The following is a 19,909-nucleotide window of genomic DNA, read 5'->3' as shown; positions in this document are numbered from 1 at the left end:
GACGAATTCAAAACAAAACGGAGGCCGCGAGGCCTCCGTTTTCATTCGTGGCTGCTGTTGCGAGCCGCTTTATCCCAACCGCCCCGCCGCATGTGCGAGCAGGGTGTAGACCAGGCCCGTCTCCGAGGTCAGGTGGCTGCGCAGCTCCTGCGGGCCGCGGCCGTCGCGGGCGACTTCGTCGAGCAGGCGTTCGAACTCGCCGATGTAGCGGTCGACCGTGCCCTTGAAGTTGCGGTCGGCGCGATATTTGCGGGCGACCTCGTCGAAGGCCTTCTGGCCGGCGGGCGTGTACAGGCGCTTGGTGAAGGCCTTGTTCTCGCCGCGCTGGTAGCGGTCCCACATCTCGGCGGCGAGGTTGCGGTCCATCAGCCGGCCGATGTCGAGCGACAGCGATTCCAGCGGATTGCTGCTCGCCTGCGGGGTCTGCGGCTGCGGAGCGGGGGCAGCCTGGCGGCCGCGCGGTGCCTCACGGCCGGTCGGAGCCGGCTGGCCCGCGTCCGTACGGTTCAAGAGATCCGACAGCCAGCCGTCGCGGCCCTGGTCGTTGCCACCAGGGGCGACCGGCGGAGCCTCGGTGCGACGCGAGGCGGCGGGCATGCCGAGGTCCGGCGGCGGCAGCGTCGAGGCGCTGCCGGTGTCGCGCATGCGGGTCTCGGTGCCACGACCGCCCACGCTTGCCATCACCGGCTCTTCCTGGCGCTGCACGGCGACGGAGGCGCGGCCCGCCGTGGTGACGTCGAGGCCGCGGCCGTGCTGGGCCACGATGCGGTTGAGCTCGGCGAGCGCCTCGATCTGGTCGACGATCACCTTGCGCATCTGCGCGGTGCTCTCGGCGGCCTCCTGCGGCATCTCGAGCACGCCGCGGCGCAGCTCGTTGCGGGTGGCTTCGAGCTCGTTGTGCATCTCGAACGCCATCTGCTTCATGCTGGCGACCAGGTTGCCGAACTTCTCGCTCGACTGCTTGAACATCGCATCCGCCTCGTCGGTGGTCTGGCGGTAGATGTCGTGCATGGCCTCGATGGTCTGGCGATGCTCCTCTTCGGACGCCGCGCGCACCGCCTCGAACTGGCGGGTGATCGCGGCCGAGCCTGCGCCGGCGGTCTCGGCGACCACGCGCGCGATGTCGCGGGCGCGCTCTTCGGCCGCAGCGAGCGACTCATCGAGCAGCCCGGTGAAGCGCGACAGGCGCTGGTCGAGATCGGCGGTGCGCAGGTCGATGGTGGTGACCAGCGATTCCAGCGCCGCCTTGCGTTCGGCAAGCGAGGCGGTGGTGTTCTTGTTGCTCTGCTCGACGACCTGTGCGGCCTCGACCAGCGCCTGGCCGTGCTTGTCGAACTGGGTCGACAGCTCGCCGAGATCCTGCAGCGCCCGGGTGGTCTTCGTGTTGAAGACGTTGAGCTGGTCTTCCAGGTTCTGCGTCGCCGCGCCGTTGCGCGAGGTGACGTCGTTCATCGCCGAGACGAAGTCGGCGACGCGCGTCACCAGCGCCCGCTCCAGCGAGTTGAGGTTGTCGTGCGCACCGGTCAGCACCTCCTGGAGCAGGATGTTGCCTTCGCGCAGGCGCTCGAACAGGGCGACCGTGTCGGTGCGCAGGATCTTGCTGGTCTCCTGCATCTCGGTGACCGCAGCGATGGAGACCTGGCGCGACTGGTCGATCGCCGCGCGCGAGGCCGTTTCGAGGTCCTTGAGCGACTTGCCGACGGCGCTGGTCGCGATCTCGCTCGCCGCGTTGATGGTGCGGGCGACTTCGTTGCCGTTGCCCATCATGCTCTGCGAGAAGGCCTGGCCGCGCGTCTCGATCGACTTCAGCGCGTCGGAGGTGACGCGGTCGATGTCGAGCGTGAGCTGGCTGGTCTTCGAGCTGATCGCGTCCACGAGCGAGCCGCGCTTGCCGTCGATCATGTTGGAGAGGCGGTCGGCCTGCTGCTGCACATAGGTGACGATCTCGTCGGTCTTGCCGGTCATGGCCTGGCCGAAGCTCGAGCTGGCGGCGAGCACCGAACGCTCGACGTCGGCCGAGCTCGACTTGACCCGCGAGCTCGCCTCATTGGAGGCGGAGATCAGCGCGTTCTGGGCATTGAGCGCGCTGGTCTGGATGTCGTTGGTCGCGTTCGTCGTGGCCGTGCTGAGCGCGCGCTCGATCTCGGTCGAGATCGTGCGGATCTGACTTGCGGCGTCCGCCGAAGTCGAGGTCAGCGAGATCTGGGCCTCACGCGCGCTGCTCAGGATGGTCGAGGCGGTGTCGGCGCCGACCGCGGTCAGCGTGCGCTCGATATCCGTCGTCAGCGACTTGATCTGGGTCGCGGCGTCGGTCGAGGCCGAGATCAGCGTGCCCTGGGCCTCGCGCACGCCGCTGGTGAGCGCCTCGATGGTGGCGCCGCCCGCGGTTGCCAGCGCGCGCTGCATCTCGGCGGCGAGCGAGCGGACCTGGCTGGTCTGTTCGGCCGAAACGGAGAGCAGGGTGCTCTGGGCGTCGCGGGCGCTGGCCGTGATCGTTTCGGCGGTGGTCTGGCCGACCTGCGACAGCGAACGATGCACTTCGGCCGCGAGCGACTTGACCTGGCTCGCCGCATCCGACGACGCGTTGACCAGGGTGCTCTGCGCCTCGCGCGCGCCGCTCACGATGCTCTCGGCCGTCGCGGTCCCCGCCATCGAGAGCGAACGCTGCACGTCGGAGGACAGTGCCTTGATCTGGTTGGCGGTCTCGGTCGAGGCCGCGATCAGCGTGCTCTGCGCATCGCGGGCACCCGCGGTGATCGATTCCGCCGTCGAGGTGCCGGCCATCGAAAGCGAGCGCTGTACCTCGGCGGTGAGCGTCTTGACGTGGTTGGCTGCATCCGAGGAGGCGGTGACGAGCGTGGTCTGCACCTCCCGGGCGCCGGCCAGGATCGAGGCCGCGGTCGCCGAGCCGGCTGCCGACAGCGTGCGCTCGACGTCGGCCGCGAGGCCCTTGATCTGGTTGGAGGCATCGCCCGAGGCTGCAACCAGCGACGACTGCGCTTCGCGGGCGCTGGTCAGGATCGAGTTCGCAGCACCGGTGCCGACCGCAGTCAGCGCGCGCTCGACCTCGGCCGAGGTCATCTTGAGCTGGGCGTTGACGTCGGAGGAGACCGTCATCAGCGACTGCTGCGCGGTGCGCGCACCGGTCTGGATCGTCTCGCTGGTGTTGACCACGAGGTTGGTGAGCGAGCGCTCGGCATCCTCGACATGCGAGCGGATCGCGGTCGAGATCATCTCGGCGCGGGACATCATGTCCTCGCTGGCCTGGCGGCCGCTGCTCTCGATGCGGCCGGCGACGGCCTCGACACGCGAGCCGAGCAGATCCTCGAACTGCGCTACGCGGACGTCGATGTCGCTCGCGACCGAACCGACCTTGGTCTCGATCGCCTGCTGGATGTCCTGGAAGCGCGCCGTGACCGTATCGGTCAGATGCATGCTGCGGCCGTCGATGAGGTCGGCAACGCTGGTGATGCGGCGATCGACCGCCTCGATCGCCTGTGCGGTGCCGTCGGTGAGCGTGGATGTCAGGAGGCCGAGGCGCACATCGATGGACTGCAGGGCCTGCGAGGCGCCGTTTGTCAGGGCGGTGTTCAGATAGGTGAGGCGGGTGTCGATGGTCTCGAGGGCCTGCGACGCGCCGCCGGTGAGCGTCGTGGTGAGATGGGTCAGGCGGCTGTCGATTGTCTGGATGGTTTGCGATGCGCCGTCGGTCAGCGTCGTCGTGAGGTTGATCAGGCGCGAGTCGATGGATTCGAGCGCCTGCGCCGCGCCGCCGGTGAGCGTCGTCGTGAGGTTGGTCAATCGCGCATCGATCGACTGGATCGCCTGCGTCGCACCGTCGGTCAGCGTCGTGGACAGCGCGTTGAGACGGCCGTCGATGGTCTCGGTGACGGACTTCGCACGGGCATCGAACGACTGCTCGAGCGCGCCGACGCGGCCGCCGAGCTGTTCGTCGAAGGTCTTGATGTGGCCTTCGATCGTGCCGTCGAGGCTGGTGATCTTGCCGTTCAGCGAGGCGTCGAGATTGGACACGCGCTGGCCGATCGTGGTCTCGAACTGCACCAGGCGCTGGTCGAGAATGGCCGTGATCTCGCCGCCGTTGGCGGCGAAGCGGCTGTCGAAATTCTCGACATAGGTCTTCAGCGAGTCATGAATGTCCTGCGTGCGCTGGCCCATACGCTCGACGATCTCGCCGCCGAAGGTCTTTACGGTGCGGTCGAACTCGGAGATGTGGCGGGTGATCAGGGCGCCCAGCGTGCCGGAATCGCGGGCGAACTTCTCGACCAACTCGGTACCCTGGTTCTTCACCAGCTCGTCGAACGCGCTCATCTGCAGCGACAGCGAATCGTGCGCGGTCTCGGTCTGGCTGACGACCTTGGCGACGAGAGTGTTGACCGTGGCCTCGAGCGCTTCGCTCGCCTTGTCGCCGGAGGTCATGATCTGGCCGGCGAGGCGGTTGCCGGCGTCGTCGATCTTGGCGGAAAGATCGTTGGAGCGCAGCTCGAGTTCGAGCAGCAGCGAGTCCGACGAGTTCTTGAGGCTGTCGTGCACCTGCTCGGTGCGCTCGGAGATGCCGTCGACGATCGCGGCGGAACGCTGCTCGAACTCGCCGGTGATGCGGTCGATGCGCTCGTTCAGCATCTCATGGACGCGGTCGGCGAGGTCGACGAACTCGTCGTGGACGTGGCCGGTCTTGAAGTTGAGGCTGGTGGTCAGCCGCTCGCTGGCGTCGAGCACAGCGCGCGTGGTCTCGGCACTGGCCTCCTCGAGGCGGTCGAGCAGGTCGCCGCCGCGCTCGCCGAGCGCCAGGATCATGTTGTCGCCGGCATGGCTCAGCGCGCCGGTGATGTGGGCGCCGCGCTCTTCCAGCGCGCCGGTGATGGATTTGGCGACCTCGTCGACGCGCGAGGCGATTGCATCCGAGATCAGCGCGATGTCGTGGCGGAGGTCGATCTGCACGCCGGAAATGGCGCTGCGGACCTGCTCGGCCTGGCCGACCAGGTTGTCACGCTGGTGGGCGATGTCCTGCAGCAGGGCGCGGATGCGCACCTCGTTGTCGGAATAGGCGCGCTCAAGTGCGGCGACCTCGTTGGCGACCAGGGTCTCGAGTTCGCCGGCACGCGCGATGGCGCGCTCGATGCCGTCGCCCATCGCCGCGACCTCGCGGCGGATGGCCTGACCGACGGTGACCATGGAATCGGACGCCGAGCCTTCCGGCTCGGAGAAGCGGATCGCGACCTGCGCCATCGCTTGCGCGACCTGGCTCATCTGCTGGCCGCGCCAGACCAGGCTCGCGAGGAAATAGAACAGCATGATCGGCGCGAAGAACATGGTGGCGAGGCCGGCGATCGCCAGCACGCCGCCGCTCTCGCCCATGGCGGCCCGAATCGAGGGCAGGAAGCCGACCGTCAGCGCGGCGCAGGCCGCAAGCCAGACCACGGTGAAGATGGTGGCGCCGGTGTAGATGTTGCGGGCAGGGCGGCCCGTCTGCAGCGACTGGAGCAACTGGCCGATGGTCTCGCGGTCATCATTGGCGGCGCGGCGCGAGGTCCGCGGTTCCTCGATGGAATCGAACACGGCGCGCTCGTTGGCGGCAGGCCGCGGCTCGAAGGCCGGATCGTCGAACACGGGCGGCGCGGGCGGTGCGACCGGCGGCACCGTTTCGTTGCGCATCGATGCGTTCCGGCTGGTGTCGGCAGCCGTGTCGCTGATGTTGAGGGCTTCCTGGATCGCAGAAAGCGCAACTTCTGTGGGGTCTTTGACCTTTTTGGGAGTATTGGCCATGTTCAGTCCGAGCCCTCGTTACTTACTTGTACGCGTCCCCCGCGAGCCCTGCGCGCGGCGCAAGCCCACAGACCGGATCATGCCGCTTGCGCGGATCTCCAAGCCGTCCCCACCCGGACGGCTTGTCCGCCAATTTCCGCAACATCCTATTGGCAGAGCGTCGCGAATGAAATGCCCGCGATTAAGACATTCTTAATCATCGTTAACAGGAATGGGCCGTAACACCTTAGGCCTAAATGAAATTCTCCACTGGACTCGGCCGATTGCGGCAACTTTTCGTCAAGAAACGGGCGGATTTGCGTAAAACGACCGAAACACTTCATTAACCATTTCCGTGCTTCGGTTGCGAGGAACCGCCGGACCGGCGGACCATCGCGCGATGCCGGGGCCCTGCGCCATGACGCCTGAACTGCAACGGATGGACTGGATGCCTTCGCCCCCGCTTGCGCCCATCGACAGCCCGCTCGACCTCGACCACCTCTCGCGCATGACGCTGGGCGATGCCGAGCTTGAGCAAGAGGTGCTGGCGATGTTTGCCGAGCAAGCGGTCCGCCTGATCGCGGCCATGGCCGCGCTGCCGGCCGAGACCGGCGCGCTGGCACACAAGCTCAAAGGCTCGGCACGCGGGATCGGCGCGTTCGCGGTCGCCGATGCGGCGGCCGGCCTCGAGACTGCGATCAGGACCGGCGACAACCCGCCGAGGGCCCTTGCTGCCCTGAAAGAGGCGGTGGCCGAGGTTCGTGCCGCGATCGCGACGATCCTCAAGCACTAAAGCCGGGGTCTCCAAAGGGCCGTGGTCTGCGCACTGCAGTGTTTTGTTTCGGCGCGCTTTCTCTCCGGCGAGCAGGTCCCCACTTCGCTTGAAAACGCTATGGCGCGGCCCTAAGCGACCCGTTATAGGACAGCCCAGACCTCCTTTTTCCCCCAGATCGCGGCAGCACGAGAACACATGGCCAAAATTCACTTTGTCGACCACAAGGGCGAAACCCGCACGGTGGAAATTGAGAACGGCGCGACCGTGATGGAAGCCGCCATCCGCAACAGCATTCCCGGCATCGAAGCCGAGTGCGGCGGCGCGTGCGCCTGCGCGACCTGCCATGTCTATGTCGATGAAGCCTGGCGCGAGAAGGTCGGCAGCCCGACGCCGATGGAAGAGGACATGCTCGACTTCGGCTTCGACGTGCGCCCGAACTCGCGCCTGTCGTGCCAGATCAAGGTCTCCGACGAACTCGACGGGCTCGTGGTGTCGACGCCGGAACGTCAGGCCTGATCTTCCTCTTTAAGAGCGCATGATCTTTCCGGAAAACCGCTACGCACTTTGCGCTAACGCGGCCCTGCGGGTCCGGATCATGCGCTAAGCGGCCGGCGGCGCGACTTCGATGCCGCGCTTGTGCCAGGGCTTGAATTTCTCGACCACCTCCGCAGTCAGCGGCGCCGGCCGCCGCGTCGCCTCGTCGAGCAGGACGCCGACCGACGTCGCCGATGCGATGCACGTTCCATTCGAGAACACGACCTGCTCGAAGGTCACTGACGTGCGTCCCAGCTTGACCACGCCGAGGCCGAGCTCGATCGTGCCGGGCCAGTGCAGCTCGGCGCGAAAATGCATGTCGAGCCGCACCATGATCCAGGCGAAGCCCGGCGGGGTCAGCCCGTATTCGGGAAGCTTCATCAAGGTGACGCGGCCGGTCTCGAAATAGGTGGCATAGACCGCGTTGTTGACGTGCTGGTTCGGGTCGAGATCGCCGAAGCGGACATTGTCGCTGAGGCGAAAAGGGAAGTCTTCCAGGCGCGGCGTTGTATCGAGGCGGCTTGGTGCGTTCACCGATTGATCTCCGTCAAATCCAGCCTCGTTACAGCCCAGTTATCTTGGCCCGGCAAGTGGGTGTGCCTGCGGGGCGCTCCCGCTTTTATGCCTTCCCTGATCCATCCCCGTTGGCTAGACAGGCAGGGTCACCTCTGCCCGCCGGGCGCCGTCCAACCGATAACGACCGATAAAGAGACGACATGAGCGACGTGATCAAAACCGATGTGCTGATTATTGGCGCAGGCCCCTGCGGTCTGTTCGCCGCCTTCGAGCTTGGCCTTCTCGACATGAAGGCGCATTTCGTCGACATCCTCGACAAGGTCGGCGGCCAGTGCGCGGAGCTCTATCCGGAAAAACCGATCTACGACATTCCCGGCATTCCGCAGGTTTCGGGGCAGGGGCTCACCGAAGCGCTGATGGAGCAGATCAAGCCGTTCCACCCGACCTTCCATCTCGGCGAGATGGTCGAGACGGTCGAGAAGATCGGCGACCCCTTGTTTCGCTGCACCACCGACGCCGGCAAGGTGTTCGAATGCAAGGTGGTGGTGATCGCAGCCGGCGGCGGCTCGTTCCAGCCCAAGCGTCCGCCGGTGCCGGGGATCGAAGCCTATGAAGGCACCTCGGTGCACTACGCCGTGCGCAAGATGGAAACCTTCCGCGACAAGAACGTGCTGATCGTCGGCGGCGGCGATTCCGCGCTCGACTGGACGCTCAATCTGCATCCGGTCGCGAAGCGCATCACGCTGCTGCATCGTCGCGACGATTTTCGCGCCGCGCCCCACAGCGTCGAGCAGATGCGCGCGCTGGTTGCCGCCGGCAAGATGGATTTGCGGCTCGGCCAGGTCACCGCGCTGTCAGGTGCTGACGGCCAGCTGACCGGCGCCACGGTCAAGGGCAACGACAACAATGTCAGCGAGATCGCCTGCGACACCATGCTGCCGTTCTTCGGACTGACCATGAAGCTCGGTCCGGTTGCGAACTGGGGCATCGCGCTGGAGAATAATCTGGTGCCGGTCGAGACCAGTGCGTTCGAGACCAACGTGTCAGGCATCTTCGCGATCGGCGACATCAACACCTATCCCGGCAAGATCAAGCTGATCCTGTGCGGTTTCCATGAAGGCGCACTGATGTCGCAAAAAGCCCACCGTTATGTCTATCCGGAGAAGCGGCTCGTGTTCCAGTACACGACCTCCTCCTCCAGCCTGCAAAAGAAGCTTGGTGTCAATTAGTGGCGCCGGTGTCGGGCGCGTAGCGTCCCATGGTTCTGGTGCTGGAATCGTTCGCGAAATCGCCGTAGTCTGCGGCCAATCCGGTCTTGACGAGCAAGGTGTTTGGCTTAGCAAGGTGATGATGATGCGGAATCCTTTTTCGAGCTTTCGGCTGCTCTCGCTTCTGACGCTCGCCCTCGCCCTGTCGATAGGCGCGGCGAAGCCGGCTGCGGCGCAAGTGCCGGCTCAGCAGCCGACCGCAGCGGGGCTCTGGCAGAAGGTCGAAGACGGCAGGCCGGTGGGCTGGTTTCTCTTCATCGATCACAACGGCATCTTCGAAGGCGTCATCGCCAAGACCTTTCCCCGTCCCGGCGACGATCCGAACGAGGTCTGCGCGAAATGCACTGACGATCGCAAGAATCAGCCGGTGCTCGGGCTCTCCTTCATCCGCGACATGAAGCGCGATGGGCTGAAATATGAGGGCGGCAACGTCGTCAATCCGCGTGACGGCAACATCTGGAAAGCCAAGATGACTGTCAGCCCGGACGGGCAAACGCTGACCATGCGTGGCTTCCTCGGCATTTCGCTGTTCGGCAAGGACGAGACCTGGCAGCGCCTGCCTGATGCCAATCTGGCCGAGGTCGATCCCGCGATCATCGCCAAATATCTTCCCGCGCAAGCCGCCGCCGCAAAGACACCGCCGTCCGCGACCAAGAAGGGCGGTGCGATGATGATGGCGCCGGCGGCGAAGAAGTAGGCTGCCGCGCGGCCGCTGCCTCACACAGCACGGCCATTTCTGCAGGCGAGCGCATTCGTCGAAAGGCCAATGCCGCCTACGACTGCGCCAGTAGTTCCCCGGAATGCGCCCTGGCGCCGGATTTGCATAGCTGTCGCAAAGCCGCTGGGGGAACGAGTCGTCGTTTCGCGCCTGTTCAAAAGGCGTGAGCGGCCTCGTCTGTGCCTCGTGGCGCAATTCGATCCGCGAGAAGTCGATATGAGACTTGCAAGATCGTGTCCGGCGATGGTGCCGGGACTGCTCCTGCTGCTGGCAACATCGGCGCTCGCGCGCGATGACGGCCGCTATGCCAACTCACCGCTCAAACCGTGGTTCGAGAGCCTGCGCAGCGAGTATGGGTTGTGCTGCTCGGACGCCGACGGCTATGTGGTCGCCGATGTGGACTGGGAGTCCGACAAGGGACACTACCGTGTCCATCTCGACGACGAGTGGGTCATCGTTCCCGATGGCGCCGTGATCACCGAGCCGAACAAGATCGGCCGCACCATGGTGTGGAAGCATTATCTCGACGGCCACCCGCGTGTGCGGTGTTTCATGCCGGGCAGCATGACGTGAAAATGCTTGCAGCGCCCGCACGGGATGCGAGCGCTGCGAATTGCGGATGATCTAGCGCGCTTCGCTGTCGGAGGTCGTGCTGGCGAGCCGCTTCACGCGTGGCGTGAGCACCGACATCTGTACGGGCGAGGCGGGCATTCCGGCGACGATCATCATGGGCGCGGTCGACTGTTCCTCGACACCGGCGCCGCCGAGCACCTGCACTTGCACCGCCGAGATCGGAAACGACTTTACTTCGTAGGAGGGGAGTTCGCCGGCAAATGCGCTGGCCGTGCTCGCAATCATCGCGCCGGTCACGGCAATCATCGAGAGAATACGCATTTCAAAATCTCCGTGAGAAAATGACAATCGCAGATTTGGTCGCGGCACGACCGCGCCAGGTTCGCTTCGGAACCAGCATTCGATGCGGATCGATGAGATATTTGATTGCGCGCGCCGACGGGACGAAACGCTCCGGAAACGCGCAGCTCATAGGTTTCAGCACCGTTTCGCCGGAAACTGTCGCGTGCGGCCAAGCGATGCGAGGGAGTGCGCTCTCAGCGAATCCGGAATGTGGCCGCGCGGATGTCGGACGGCGTCGCGCCATAGGCCCGGCGGAAGGTCCGGTTGAAATAGGAGATGTCCGAGAAGCCGCACTCGAAGGCGATTGCGCTGATCGTGTGGGCTGCAAAGGCAGGATCGCGCAGCATCTGCGATGCGCGCTCGAGCCGGCGCGCAAGCAAATATTCCGAGAACGTCGTGCCGTCGCGTTCGAACAGCTTGTGCACGTAGCGCGGCGTCACCGCGTGTCGCAGGGCGATCGTCGCGGCCGAGAGGTCGCCTGAGCCGAGTCGCTGGCGGATCTCCGCCTTGATCGACTGCAATCGCGCGGCGGCCACCCCACGCTGCTTTGCCTCATGCGCCGCATCGGCATTGGCGCCGATCGCGAGCGCGGCGAGATCGACGATGTGGCTCGCGGCAGCCTTGGCCAGCGACGCCTCGAGCGGGCCGTCCTCGTGCAGGGTCTGCACGTAGCGGACCAGCAGCCGCAGCGCGCGGTTCTCGGCGGGAAGCTGGCTCGCATAGGTCGAGTCGAGGTCGTGCACCAGAGCCGAAACGGCCGGCCGGGGCAGCACGATGGTGATGAAGCTGCCGAAGCTGTGCATCGTGTTCACCGAAGGATCGGTCCCGGAGATGATCGAGGCGGAGCCGGGCCGGCCGACGATCTCGCGGCCGAGCTGCTTGGTCGTTCCGGCTCCGCTCATCAAGACCGATAATCCGAAGCCGTCCCGCGCACTGGCGAGATGCTGACGGGTGACATGGTAGTGCGCCGGAGAGCGCGAGCCGGCGACCACCCCGACGCCGGGCAATCCCTGGAAGGTCACGCTGGCATGAAAGGGCGTGTCGTCGATCGTCTCGATGTCCACATTGGCGATGTTGCGGCCGTAGACCTCGCGCCACATGGCAAGGCGCCGGTGAGCTGGGAACGCGTCAGTCGAAGTGCGGATGGGAACGAAGGGCGGGGTCGGAGACGTCATGCTGCTTGGGTCGCGATCCATCGTTCGGCAGTTCGATGGCTCTGGCGCCTTGTTAGCGGATTCTCGCACCATTTCAACCGCGAGGGTCCGACTGTGGCCGCGATGCATCGAATGTCGGCAAAATGCCGATGAGTTCACACCGGTCCAATCCAGTTCATCCCAGTCCGAGCCTGCCGCGGCAGCCGCCGTTTAGGTGTTCGCACGAGCCGAAGCAGCCGCGTCGGCGTTGAGTCCCGACGCGTGCGGCGGAGACGATTTCTGGAGGAGTGGGAATGAGAATTGGTCTCGGATTTCGCAACGTGTTGCTCACGACGACATCCGTCGCGGCATCAGCGGTGTGCGGCGTCACGTCGGCCATGGCCGGCGACAACGAGGCGCTTCTGTCGCTGCTGGCCAGCAAGGGCGTGATCTCGCCAGGCGAAGTCCGCGCCGTCAGCTCGGCCCCGCCTGCACAGCAGAACGACCGTCTGGTGGCGATCCTGCGCAAGAAGGGCGTGCTCGCCGACGGCGACATCCAGGCGCTCAAATCGAAGTCGCGGCCGGAGAGCGTGGCCAGCACGGATGCCCGACCAGCCCCGGCGTCCACCGTGCCGCCTCCGGCCGCGGCGCCTGCCGGTCCCGCGACGATGCCGCGCAAGGCGGCTGTGCTCGAGGTCGGCGGCTTCGAGATCGCGCCGGTCGGCTACATTGCGCTCACTGGCGTCAGCCGCAACACCAACACGGGCAACGCGACCACGACCAATTTCGGCGCGATCCCGTTCGACAATACAATCGGCGGTAACATGACCGAGACGCGCATGTCGGCGCAAAACTCGGTGTTCGGCCTGCGCGCGCACGGCAACGTCAGGGGCGTCGATCTCACCGGTTATTTCGAGGGCGATTTCAACGGCAACGATCCTGCCAATGTCTTCGTCAATTCGAACAGCCATACCTTCCGGATGCGGCTTGCCTATGCCGACGTGAAGACCGGCCAGTTCGAGACGAGCTTTGGCCAGACCTACAGCTGGTTGACGCCGAACCGCTACGGCATGGGCCCCGATCCGTCGGACGTTTTCCTGACCAACAATATCGACCAGAGTTTCCAGGTCGGCCTGCCCTGGGCACGCCAGGCGGCGGCGCATTTCGCCTGGCACGCCACGCCGAACTTCACCATCGGTGCCGGCGTCGAAAATCCGCAGCAATATGTCGGTGCGGGTGAGGTGACCTATCCGTTCGCGTTCAATGCGCAGCTCCAGTCGCAGTTCGATACCGGCGCCGTCCCCGGCACGCCGAACCGGACGCCCGATGTGGTCGCGAAGGCCGCCTACGATAGCGACGTCTGGTCGGGCACGCGGCTGCATGTCGAGGCGGCCGGCATGTGGCGGCATTTCCGCTCCACGAATATCCCCTCGCTCATCGGATCGAGCTGGAGCTGGCATGATACGAACGGATGGGCGGCGACGGTGGGGGCGAACCTCGAATTCTTCAGGACCTTCACGCTTGTCGGCAATGCGTTCTGGGGCAATGGCGGCAGCCGCTATCTCGGCGCACTCGGTCCTGATGTCGTAGCGTTGCCGACCGGGGCTGCCGGCGGTGCGCACGATATCACGCTCTCGACGGTCAGTTCGCACGGCTTCCTCGCCGGCGCCGAGTGGCGCGTTCTCGATCCGACGATCCTGTCGGCGTATTACGGCCAGGCCCATTTCGATCGCAACTACACCCTCGACACGACCAACCCGTCGGCATTCCCGGCATACGCCGGCTTCGGCGGTCCGAACTCGCCGAACACCGCCAACAAGCAGATCGAGCAGTGGACGGTCGATCTCAAGCACACCTTCTGGGCCGATCCGCAATACGGCGCCATCTCCGGCCTCGCCCAATACTCCTATCTGCGGCGTGAGCCCTGGTTCGTGGCTATCGGCGCGCCCGGCGAGGCCCACACCCATCTGTTCTTCACCGAGCTGCGCTACCAGCTTCCCGGCACCTGAGCGAAACGAGGATACGAACAATGATCAAGCACGCAATTGGCCTCGTTTCGCTGATGAGCGCTCTCGCCGGCCAGGCTGCGGCCGCGGATCTCGCAGCGGTGCCCTACGCGGCTGCGACCGCGGCGGCGCCGTGGACCGGCTTTCACGTCGGTGTCGTCGCCGGCGGGGGGCGTGGAACGGCAAACCACGATTATCCTAATCTCCCGCTCATCGGCACGTCCGGCGACTTCGGGCAGACCGGCTGGAGCGGGGGAGCCACGGCCGGATACGACTGGCAGTTCGGCACGTTCGTCGTCGGCGTCGAAGGTGACCTTTCCGCTGCGAACATTGATGGCAACACATCGAACGGCTTCTGCGCCGGCACTCCGTGTCGGACGAAAATCACGTGGCTGCACACCGGCCGCGCCCGCGTCGGCGTGGCGCTCGGAGACGTCATGCCATACGTCACCGGCGGCGTCGCCGTCGCTGGATTGAAGTCCTGGAACAAGTTCAACCCGACCAATTCCGAGCCGAACGCCATTTGGGGCGGCGTCGTTGGCGGCGGCGTGGAATGGTCGTTCCTGCCGAATTGGTCGGCCAAGGCCGAATATCTGTTCGTGCCTTCGTTCACGACGGCCACCTCGACCGACCTGCCGGACGCCAAGGTGAACGAACGCAATGTCAGCCTGGTGCGGTTCGGCGTGAACTATCACCTCGGCGACGCACCGCTGAGGGCGCGGTATTGAGCGCCGCCGTCGCGGTTCACGTCACCGGCGCTGGATTGAACAGCGTCAGATCGTTGTGGATGCCCCAGCGATCCGACCACGGTTTGGTGCGGCCGGAGGCGACATCGAGGATCAGGCGGAACAGGTCCCAACCGGTTTCCTCGATGGTCTTGGCGCCGGTGGCGATGCCGCCGGCGTCGAAATCGATCAGGTCCTTCCAGCGGCGCGCAAGCTCAGTGCGGGTCGCGACCTTGATCACGGGCGCGGCGGCCAGGCCGTAAGGCGTGCCGCGGCCGGTGGTGAACACCTGCAGCGTCATGCCCGAGGCAAGCTGGAGCGTGCCGCAGATGAAGTCGGACGCCGGCGTTGCCGCGAACAGCATGCCTTTCTGCGTCGCCTTCTGGCCGGGCGAGAGCACGCCGGTGATGGCTGACGAACCGGACTTGACGATCGAGCCCAGCGACTTTTCGACGATGTTGGCGAGGCCGCCCTTCTTGTTGCCGGGCGTGGTGTTGGCGCTGCGATCGGCGCCGCCACGGGCGAGATAAGAATCGTACCAGGCCATCTCGCGCACCAGCGCGCGGCCGACATCCTCGTTGATGGCGCGGCGGGTGAGCAGCTGGATCGCGTCGCGCACCTCGGTGACCTCGGAGAACATCACGGTGGCACCGGCGCGCACCAAGAGGTCGGCGGCGAAGCCGACGGCAGGATTGGCGGTGACGCCGGAGAAGGCATCGCTGCCGCCGCATTGCAGGCCGATGACGAGGTCGGAAGCGGGACAGGTCTCGCGCTTGCGGGAGTTGAGCACCTTCAGCCGCGCCTCGGCCTGGGTCACGATCGCGTCGACGATGGCGCCAAAACCGTCGAAGGCCTCATCCTGCATGCGGACGATGGCATCGTTCACGCCCTCCGGCACCAGCCGTTCGGGTGCAAGCTTTTCGCAGCCGAGGCCGACGACCAGGATCTCGCCGCCGAAATTCGGGTTCAGCGCGAGGTTCTGCAGCGTGCGGATCGGCACGACCGCATCCGGCGCGGTGATGGCGACGCCGCAGCCATAGGCGTGGGTCAGCGGCACGACGTCATCGACGTTCGGGTACTTCGGCAGCAGCTCGGCGCGGATGCGCTTCACCGCGTATTCCATCGTGCCCTTGACACATTGCACGGACGAGGAAATGCCGAGGATGTTCTTGGTGCCGACCGATCCGTCCGGATTGCGATAGCCCTCGAAGGTGAAGCCTTCGAGCGGCGGCAGCGGCGCGGGGACGGCGGTCGAAATCTCGAGCTTGTCGAGGGCAGGGGCCTCCGGCATGCGGATGCGGGCTTCATCGACCCATTCGCCGGCCAGGATCGGTGACAGCACGTAGCCGATCACCTCACCATAGCGGATGATCGGCTCATCTTGGGCGATGTCGACCAGGGCAGTCTTGTGCCCTTGCGGCACAAAGGCGCGCAGCGTCAGTCCGCAGGCAAAGCGAGAGCCGGCAGGAAGCCCGAAATCATTGACCACGATCGCGACGTTGTCGCGCGCGTTGAGCTTGATGTAGCGGGGCTGCTCTTTCGCTGCGACGTGCTGGTCCATCGTGGACTCCGGATTTGTAGGGTGGGCAAAGGCGCAACGCGCCGTGCCCACCACTCTTCACGTCATGCGCAGGTGGTGGGCACGCTTCGCTTTGCCCACCCTACGATATCTCAACCCGGGAACGTATAGGCCGTCTTCACCGTCGTGTAGAATTCGCGCGCATAGGAGCCCTGCTCGCGGGGGCCGTAGCTCGAGCCCTTCCGGCCGCCGAACGGCACGTGATAGTCGACGCCAGCGGTCGGCAGATTGACCATCACCATGCCGGACTCGCTGTTGCGCTTGTAGTGCGAGGCGTATTTCAAGCTGGTGGTGCAGATGCCGGAAGCGAGGCCGAACTCGGTGTCGTTGGAGATCGCGAGCGCCTCCTCGTAGTTCTTGGCGCGGATGACGGCGGCGACCGGTCCGAAGATCTCCTCACGCGCGATGCGCATGTTGTTGCTGGCTTCGGTGAACAGCGCCGGCTGCAGGTAATGGCCGGGGTTCTCGCGCTTGAGCAGCTCGCCGCCGAAGGCGAGCTTGGCACCTTCGTCCTGGCCGATCTTGATGTAGCGCAGGTCCTGGTCGAGCTGGCTCTGGTCGACCACCGGGCCGATATGCACGCCGGCCTTGAGCGCATCGTCGACCGACAGGCTGTTCAGACGTTCGGCCACCGCGGCGACGAAGCGATCATGAATGCCTTCGGTCACGATCAGGCGCGATGAAGCGGTGCAGCGCTGGCCGGTCGAGAAATAGGCGCCATTGACGGCGACCTCGACGGCGGTCTTCAGATCGGCGTCGTCAAGCACGACCAGCGGATTCTTGCCGCCCATCTCGAGCTGGAATTTCTTCATCGGGTTCGAGAGCACGCAGGCCTGCGCGATCTTGCGGCCTGTCTGCACCGATCCGGTGAAGGAGATCGCCGCGACATCGGGATGCTCAAGCAGGGTCTGGCCGACCACCGAGCCGGAGCCGACCACGAGGTTGAACACGCCGGCGGGGATGCCGGAGCGGGTGATGATCTCGGCGAGCGCGTGGCCCGAGCCGGGCACCAGCTCGGCCGGCTTGAACACGACCGTGTTGCCATAGCAGAGCGCGGGCGCGATCTTCCAGGCGGGGATGGCGATCGGGAAATTCCAGGGCGTGATCATGCCGACGACGCCGACCGGCTCGCGGGTGATCTCGACATCGAGACCGGGACGCACCGAGGCACCCTTCTCGCCGATCAGCCGCAGGGCCTCGCCCGCGAAGAACGCAAAAATCTGGCCGGCGCGGGCGACCTCGCCGATGCCCTCGGGGAGCGTCTTGCCTTCCTCGCGGGCGAGCAGGCGGCCAAGCTCTTCCTTGCGAGCGAGGATCTCGGTGGAAATCTTGTTCAGCGCGTCGTAGCGCACCTGCGGCGTCGACTGCGCCCAGGCGGGAAAGGCGGCCTTCGCGGCGGCGATCGCCTTCTCGGTCTGCGCCTTGTCGGCCTTGGCATATTCACCGACGAGATCATTGGTGTTGGAGGGGTTGATATTCCTGGTGACGCCGGAGCCATCGACCCACTCGCCGCCGATGAAGTTTTTCAGGATCGCAGTCATACAGTCCTCCAAGTCATTTAAGGGGGCATGATCCAAGTCGGAAAACCGGTAACCCACTTTTCCGGGACCATGCCTCAGTTTCTTAGCGAACGAGGCAGGGACGCTTGTCGTCAAAGGTCCAGCCCGGGATCAAACCCTGCATGGCAATAGCGTCATCGCGGGCACCGAGTCCATGCTTCTTGTAGAGCTCGTGCGCGGCCTCGATGGCCGCCCGGTCGATCTCGATGCCGAGGCCCGGGCGATCCGGAACCGCGATCTTGCCGCCGCGGATCTGTAGCGGCTCCTTGGTCAGCGCCTGGCCATCCTGCCAGATCCAGTGGGTGTCGATCGCGGTGACCTTGCCGGGGGCGGCGGCGCCGACATGGGTGAACATGGCGAGCGAAATGTCAAAGTGGTTGTTGGAGTGCGAGCCCCAGGTCAGACCGTTGTCACGGCAGGTCTGGGCGACGCGCACGGAGCCTTGCATGGTCCAGAAATGGGGATCGGCGAGCGGAATGTCCACCGCTCCGAGGCGTAGCGCATGGCTGAGCTGGCGCCAGTCGGTCGCGATCATGTTGGTCGCGGTCGGCAGGCTGGTTGCGCGGCGGAACTCGGCCATGATCTCGCGGCCGGAGAAGCCGGCCTCGGCCCCGCAGGGGTCCTCGGCATAGGCGAGGATGCCGTGCATGTTCTTGCAGAGGCTGATGGCCTCATCGAGCGACCAGGCGCCGTTCGGGTCGAGCGTGACGCGGGCGTTGGGGAAGCGCTTGGCGATGGCGGTGACCGCCTCGATCTCCTGCTCGCCGCGCAGCACGCCGCCCTTCAGCTTGAAGTCGGCGAAGCCGTAATGGTCCTGCGTGGCCTCCGCGAGCCGGACGACCGTCTCAGGCGTCATCGCCTCCTGATGGCGGAGGTTGAACCATTCCGCCTTGCCGGTCTCGCCCTTGACGTAGTCGAGCTTGGATTTGCTGATATCGCCGACGAAGAAGAGATAGCCCAGCGTCTCGACGCTGCTCCGCTGCTGGCCTTCGCCGAGCAGGGCTGCGACCGGCAGATTGAGGTGCTGGCCGAGCAAATCGAGCAGGGCGGATTCAATCGCGGTGACGGCGTGGATCATCACGCGCAGGTCAAACGTCTGCTTGCCGCGGCCGCCGGCGTCGCGGTCGGCGAAGGTGGTTCTGATATCGGCGAGGATGTTGTTCATTGCGCCGACGGTCTTGCCGATCACGAGTTCGCGGGCGTCCTGCAGTGTCTGCCAGATCTTTTGCCCGCCCGGCACCTCGCCGACGCCGGTATGGCCGGCATTGTCGGTGAGGATGACGATGTTGCGGGTGAAGAACGGTGCATGCGCGCCGCTCAGATTGAGAAGCATGCTGTCGCGGCCGGCGACCGGAATCACCTGCATCGCCGTGACAATCGGTGCGCCAGATATATCCGTTTGGGCCATCGCGCGCTTCTCCCTGTTGTTGCCTGTTATTCTGCAGCCTGTTGTGACGATGGGATGGCGGGCAGATTCTTCACCAGCGCGGTCAGTTCCGCCATCTCCTGCTCGGTCAGGTCGGTCAGCGGCGGACGGACCGGGCCGGAATCGCGGCCGATCACCTTCATGCCGGCCTTGATGATCGAGACCGCATAGCCCTTCTTGCGGTTGCGGATCGCGATTAGCGGCAGGATGAAATCCTTCAGCCCGGCGTGGATGGTCGCATGATCGCGCTTGCGCACGGCGGCGTAGAAATTGGTGGCGAACTCCGGCACGAAATTGAACACGGCCGAAGAATAGGTCGTCACGCCCATGTCGAGATAGGGCAGTGCGAAGGTTTCAGCGGTCGGCAGGCCGCCGACATAGGTCAGGCGATCGCCGAGCTTGGTGTAGACGCGGGTCATCAGCTCGATGTCGCCGATGCCGTCCTTGTAGCCGACGAGGTTAGGGCAACGCTCGGCGAGGCGAGCGAGCGTGTCGGGCTGCAGGATGGCGTTGTCTCTGTTGTAGACGATGACGCCGATCTTCACGGCGGCGGAGACAGCCTCGACATGGGCGGCAAGGCCGTCCTGCTCGGAATGGGTGAGGTAGGGCGGCAGCAGCAAGAGGCCATCCGCGCCGGCCTTTTCCGCGCCAACAGCGATCTCGCGGGCGATGGCAGTGCCATAACCCGTGCCGGCGAGCACGGGCACGCGGCCCTTGGTCTCGTCGACGGCGACCTTGACCACCTCAGGAACCTCGGTCGGGGTCAGCGAGAAGAACTCGCCGGTGCCGCCGGCGGCGAACAGGCCTGCGACCTCGTAGCCGCACAACCAGTCCATGTTGGCGCGGTAGGTCGCTTCGTCGAAGGAGTAGTCCGCCTTGAACGGCGTGACGGGGAAGGACAGGAGGCCCGATCCGATCTTCTGGGCCATTTCCTGCGGGGTCATCTTGCTCACGGGGCGCTGCTCCCTGCTCTCGTGTGTGTCGGGGACGCT

At 65.4% G+C, this 19,909-nt stretch carries 15 protein-coding genes; 7 read left to right on the top strand and 8 right to left on the bottom strand.

Annotated features, from left to right (window positions below; genetic code table 11):
* Window positions 1-69: 69 nt before the first annotated feature.
* Window positions 70-5,784, bottom strand: a complete 5,715-nt coding sequence (locus XH98_RS21720; protein ID WP_271619866.1) for a negative regulator of septation ring formation — start codon at window positions 5,782-5,784, stop codon at window positions 70-72.
* Window positions 5,785-6,181: 397 nt separating this feature from the next.
* On the opposite strand from XH98_RS21720, the gene XH98_RS21715 reads away from it, so the two are divergent.
* Both XH98_RS21715 and XH98_RS21710 read left to right on the top strand, forming a co-directional pair.
* Window positions 6,182-6,556 carry an Hpt domain-containing protein gene (locus XH98_RS21715; RefSeq protein ID WP_271619865.1) on the top strand — a complete coding sequence of 125 codons (375 nt, stop codon included), beginning with the start codon at window positions 6,182-6,184 and terminating at the stop codon, window positions 6,554-6,556.
* Window positions 6,557-6,733: 177 nt separating this feature from the next.
* The gene (locus tag XH98_RS21710; RefSeq protein WP_011088626.1) at window positions 6,734-7,054 is read left to right on the top strand and encodes a 2Fe-2S iron-sulfur cluster-binding protein; all 321 of its coding nucleotides are present in this window, start codon (window positions 6,734-6,736) and stop codon (window positions 7,052-7,054) included.
* 84 nt (window positions 7,055-7,138) lie between these two features.
* Here the strand turns inward: XH98_RS21710 and XH98_RS21705 are convergent, their stop codons facing one another.
* Window positions 7,139-7,606, bottom strand: coding sequence for an acyl-CoA thioesterase (locus tag XH98_RS21705; RefSeq protein ID WP_271619864.1), 468 nt, complete (start codon window positions 7,604-7,606; stop codon window positions 7,139-7,141).
* A 182-nt stretch (window positions 7,607-7,788) separates the two neighbouring features.
* Here XH98_RS21705 and XH98_RS21700 point away from each other — a divergent pair, with 182 nt between their 5' ends.
* The 3 genes from XH98_RS21700 to XH98_RS21690 all read left to right on the top strand — a co-directional run bounded on the left by XH98_RS21700 (window position 7,789) and on the right by XH98_RS21690 (window position 10,147).
* A complete protein-coding gene (locus XH98_RS21700) occupies window positions 7,789-8,817 on the top strand; it encodes an NAD(P)/FAD-dependent oxidoreductase (RefSeq protein ID WP_271619863.1) in 1,029 nt (342 codons plus the stop codon).
* A 124-nt stretch (window positions 8,818-8,941) separates the two neighbouring features.
* A complete protein-coding gene (locus XH98_RS21695) occupies window positions 8,942-9,553 on the top strand; it encodes a DUF2147 domain-containing protein (protein WP_220003052.1) in 612 nt (203 codons plus the stop codon).
* A gap of 237 nt (window positions 9,554-9,790) precedes the next feature.
* Complete coding sequence (locus XH98_RS21690; RefSeq protein ID WP_271619862.1) at window positions 9,791-10,147, top strand: hypothetical protein; 357 nt, start codon at window positions 9,791-9,793, stop codon at window positions 10,145-10,147.
* 51 nt (window positions 10,148-10,198) lie between these two features.
* Here XH98_RS21690 and XH98_RS21685 read toward each other — a convergent pair whose 3' ends face one another.
* Both XH98_RS21685 and XH98_RS21680 read right to left on the bottom strand, forming a co-directional pair.
* Complete coding sequence (locus XH98_RS21685) at window positions 10,199-10,468, bottom strand: hypothetical protein (protein ID WP_271619861.1); 270 nt, start codon at window positions 10,466-10,468, stop codon at window positions 10,199-10,201.
* A 215-nt stretch (window positions 10,469-10,683) separates the two neighbouring features.
* Window positions 10,684-11,589 carry an AraC family transcriptional regulator gene (locus XH98_RS21680; protein ID WP_271619860.1) on the bottom strand — a complete coding sequence of 302 codons (906 nt, stop codon included), beginning with the start codon at window positions 11,587-11,589 and terminating at the stop codon, window positions 10,684-10,686.
* Between the two features lie 347 nt (window positions 11,590-11,936).
* Here XH98_RS21680 and XH98_RS21675 point away from each other — a divergent pair, with 347 nt between their 5' ends.
* Together XH98_RS21675 and XH98_RS21670 are read left to right on the top strand one after the other, a co-directional pair.
* The gene (locus XH98_RS21675; protein WP_271619859.1) at window positions 11,937-13,631 is read left to right on the top strand and encodes a hypothetical protein; all 1,695 of its coding nucleotides are present in this window, start codon (window positions 11,937-11,939) and stop codon (window positions 13,629-13,631) included.
* 20 nt (window positions 13,632-13,651) lie between these two features.
* The gene (locus XH98_RS21670) at window positions 13,652-14,356 is read left to right on the top strand and encodes an outer membrane protein (protein WP_271619858.1); all 705 of its coding nucleotides are present in this window, start codon (window positions 13,652-13,654) and stop codon (window positions 14,354-14,356) included.
* A 16-nt stretch (window positions 14,357-14,372) separates the two neighbouring features.
* On the opposite strand, the gene garD is transcribed toward XH98_RS21670, so the two are convergent.
* From garD to kdgD, 4 genes are all read right to left on the bottom strand, one after another.
* Complete coding sequence (garD, locus tag XH98_RS21665) at window positions 14,373-15,914, bottom strand: galactarate dehydratase (protein WP_271619857.1); 1,542 nt, start codon at window positions 15,912-15,914, stop codon at window positions 14,373-14,375.
* Between the two features lie 110 nt (window positions 15,915-16,024).
* A complete protein-coding gene (locus tag XH98_RS21660; RefSeq protein WP_271619856.1) occupies window positions 16,025-17,473 on the bottom strand; it encodes an aldehyde dehydrogenase family protein in 1,449 nt (482 codons plus the stop codon).
* An 82-nt stretch (window positions 17,474-17,555) separates the two neighbouring features.
* Window positions 17,556-18,899 (bottom strand): glucarate dehydratase, encoded by a 1,344-nt coding sequence (gene gudD, locus XH98_RS21655; RefSeq protein ID WP_271619855.1) that lies wholly within the window; start codon window positions 18,897-18,899, stop codon window positions 17,556-17,558.
* Window positions 18,900-18,925: 26 nt separating this feature from the next.
* Window positions 18,926-19,870 (bottom strand): 5-dehydro-4-deoxyglucarate dehydratase, encoded by a 945-nt coding sequence (gene kdgD / locus XH98_RS21650; RefSeq protein WP_271619854.1) that lies wholly within the window; start codon window positions 19,868-19,870, stop codon window positions 18,926-18,928.
* Between the last annotated feature and the right edge of the window lie 39 nt (window positions 19,871-19,909).

This window comes from Bradyrhizobium sp. CCBAU 51745 (assembly GCF_028128715.1).
GTDB lineage: Bacteria > Pseudomonadota > Alphaproteobacteria > Rhizobiales > Xanthobacteraceae > Bradyrhizobium > Bradyrhizobium manausense.
The sequence above is the reverse complement of the archived record's forward strand: the minus strand, read 5'-3'. Positions and strand labels throughout refer to the sequence as shown.

Bases quoted from the DNA above. Each gene is read 5' to 3' on its own strand.
- XH98_RS21670 (WP_271619858.1), top strand. From the start codon at position 13,652: ATGATCAAGCACGCAATTGGCCTCGTTTCGCTGATGAGCGCTCTCGCC.
- gudD (WP_271619855.1), bottom strand. From the start codon at position 18,899: ATGGCCCAAACGGATATATCTGGCGCACCGATTGTCACGGCGATGCAG.
- XH98_RS21720 (WP_271619866.1), bottom strand. From the start codon at position 5,784: ATGGCCAATACTCCCAAAAAGGTCAAAGACCCCACAGAAGTTGCGCTT.
- XH98_RS21700 (WP_271619863.1), top strand. From the start codon at position 7,789: ATGAGCGACGTGATCAAAACCGATGTGCTGATTATTGGCGCAGGCCCC.
- XH98_RS21660 (WP_271619856.1), bottom strand. From the start codon at position 17,473: ATGACTGCGATCCTGAAAAACTTCATCGGCGGCGAGTGGGTCGATGGC.
- garD (WP_271619857.1), bottom strand. From the start codon at position 15,914: ATGGACCAGCACGTCGCAGCGAAAGAGCAGCCCCGCTACATCAAGCTC.
- XH98_RS21680 (WP_271619860.1), bottom strand. From the start codon at position 11,589: ATGTGGCGCGAGGTCTACGGCCGCAACATCGCCAATGTGGACATCGAG.
- XH98_RS21675 (WP_271619859.1), top strand. From the start codon at position 11,937: ATGAGAATTGGTCTCGGATTTCGCAACGTGTTGCTCACGACGACATCC.
- XH98_RS21715 (WP_271619865.1), top strand. From the start codon at position 6,182: ATGACGCCTGAACTGCAACGGATGGACTGGATGCCTTCGCCCCCGCTT.
- XH98_RS21710 (WP_011088626.1), top strand. From the start codon at position 6,734: ATGGCCAAAATTCACTTTGTCGACCACAAGGGCGAAACCCGCACGGTG.
- XH98_RS21695 (WP_220003052.1), top strand. From the start codon at position 8,942: ATGCGGAATCCTTTTTCGAGCTTTCGGCTGCTCTCGCTTCTGACGCTC.
- XH98_RS21690 (WP_271619862.1), top strand. From the start codon at position 9,791: ATGAGACTTGCAAGATCGTGTCCGGCGATGGTGCCGGGACTGCTCCTG.
- XH98_RS21685 (WP_271619861.1), bottom strand. From the start codon at position 10,468: ATGCGTATTCTCTCGATGATTGCCGTGACCGGCGCGATGATTGCGAGC.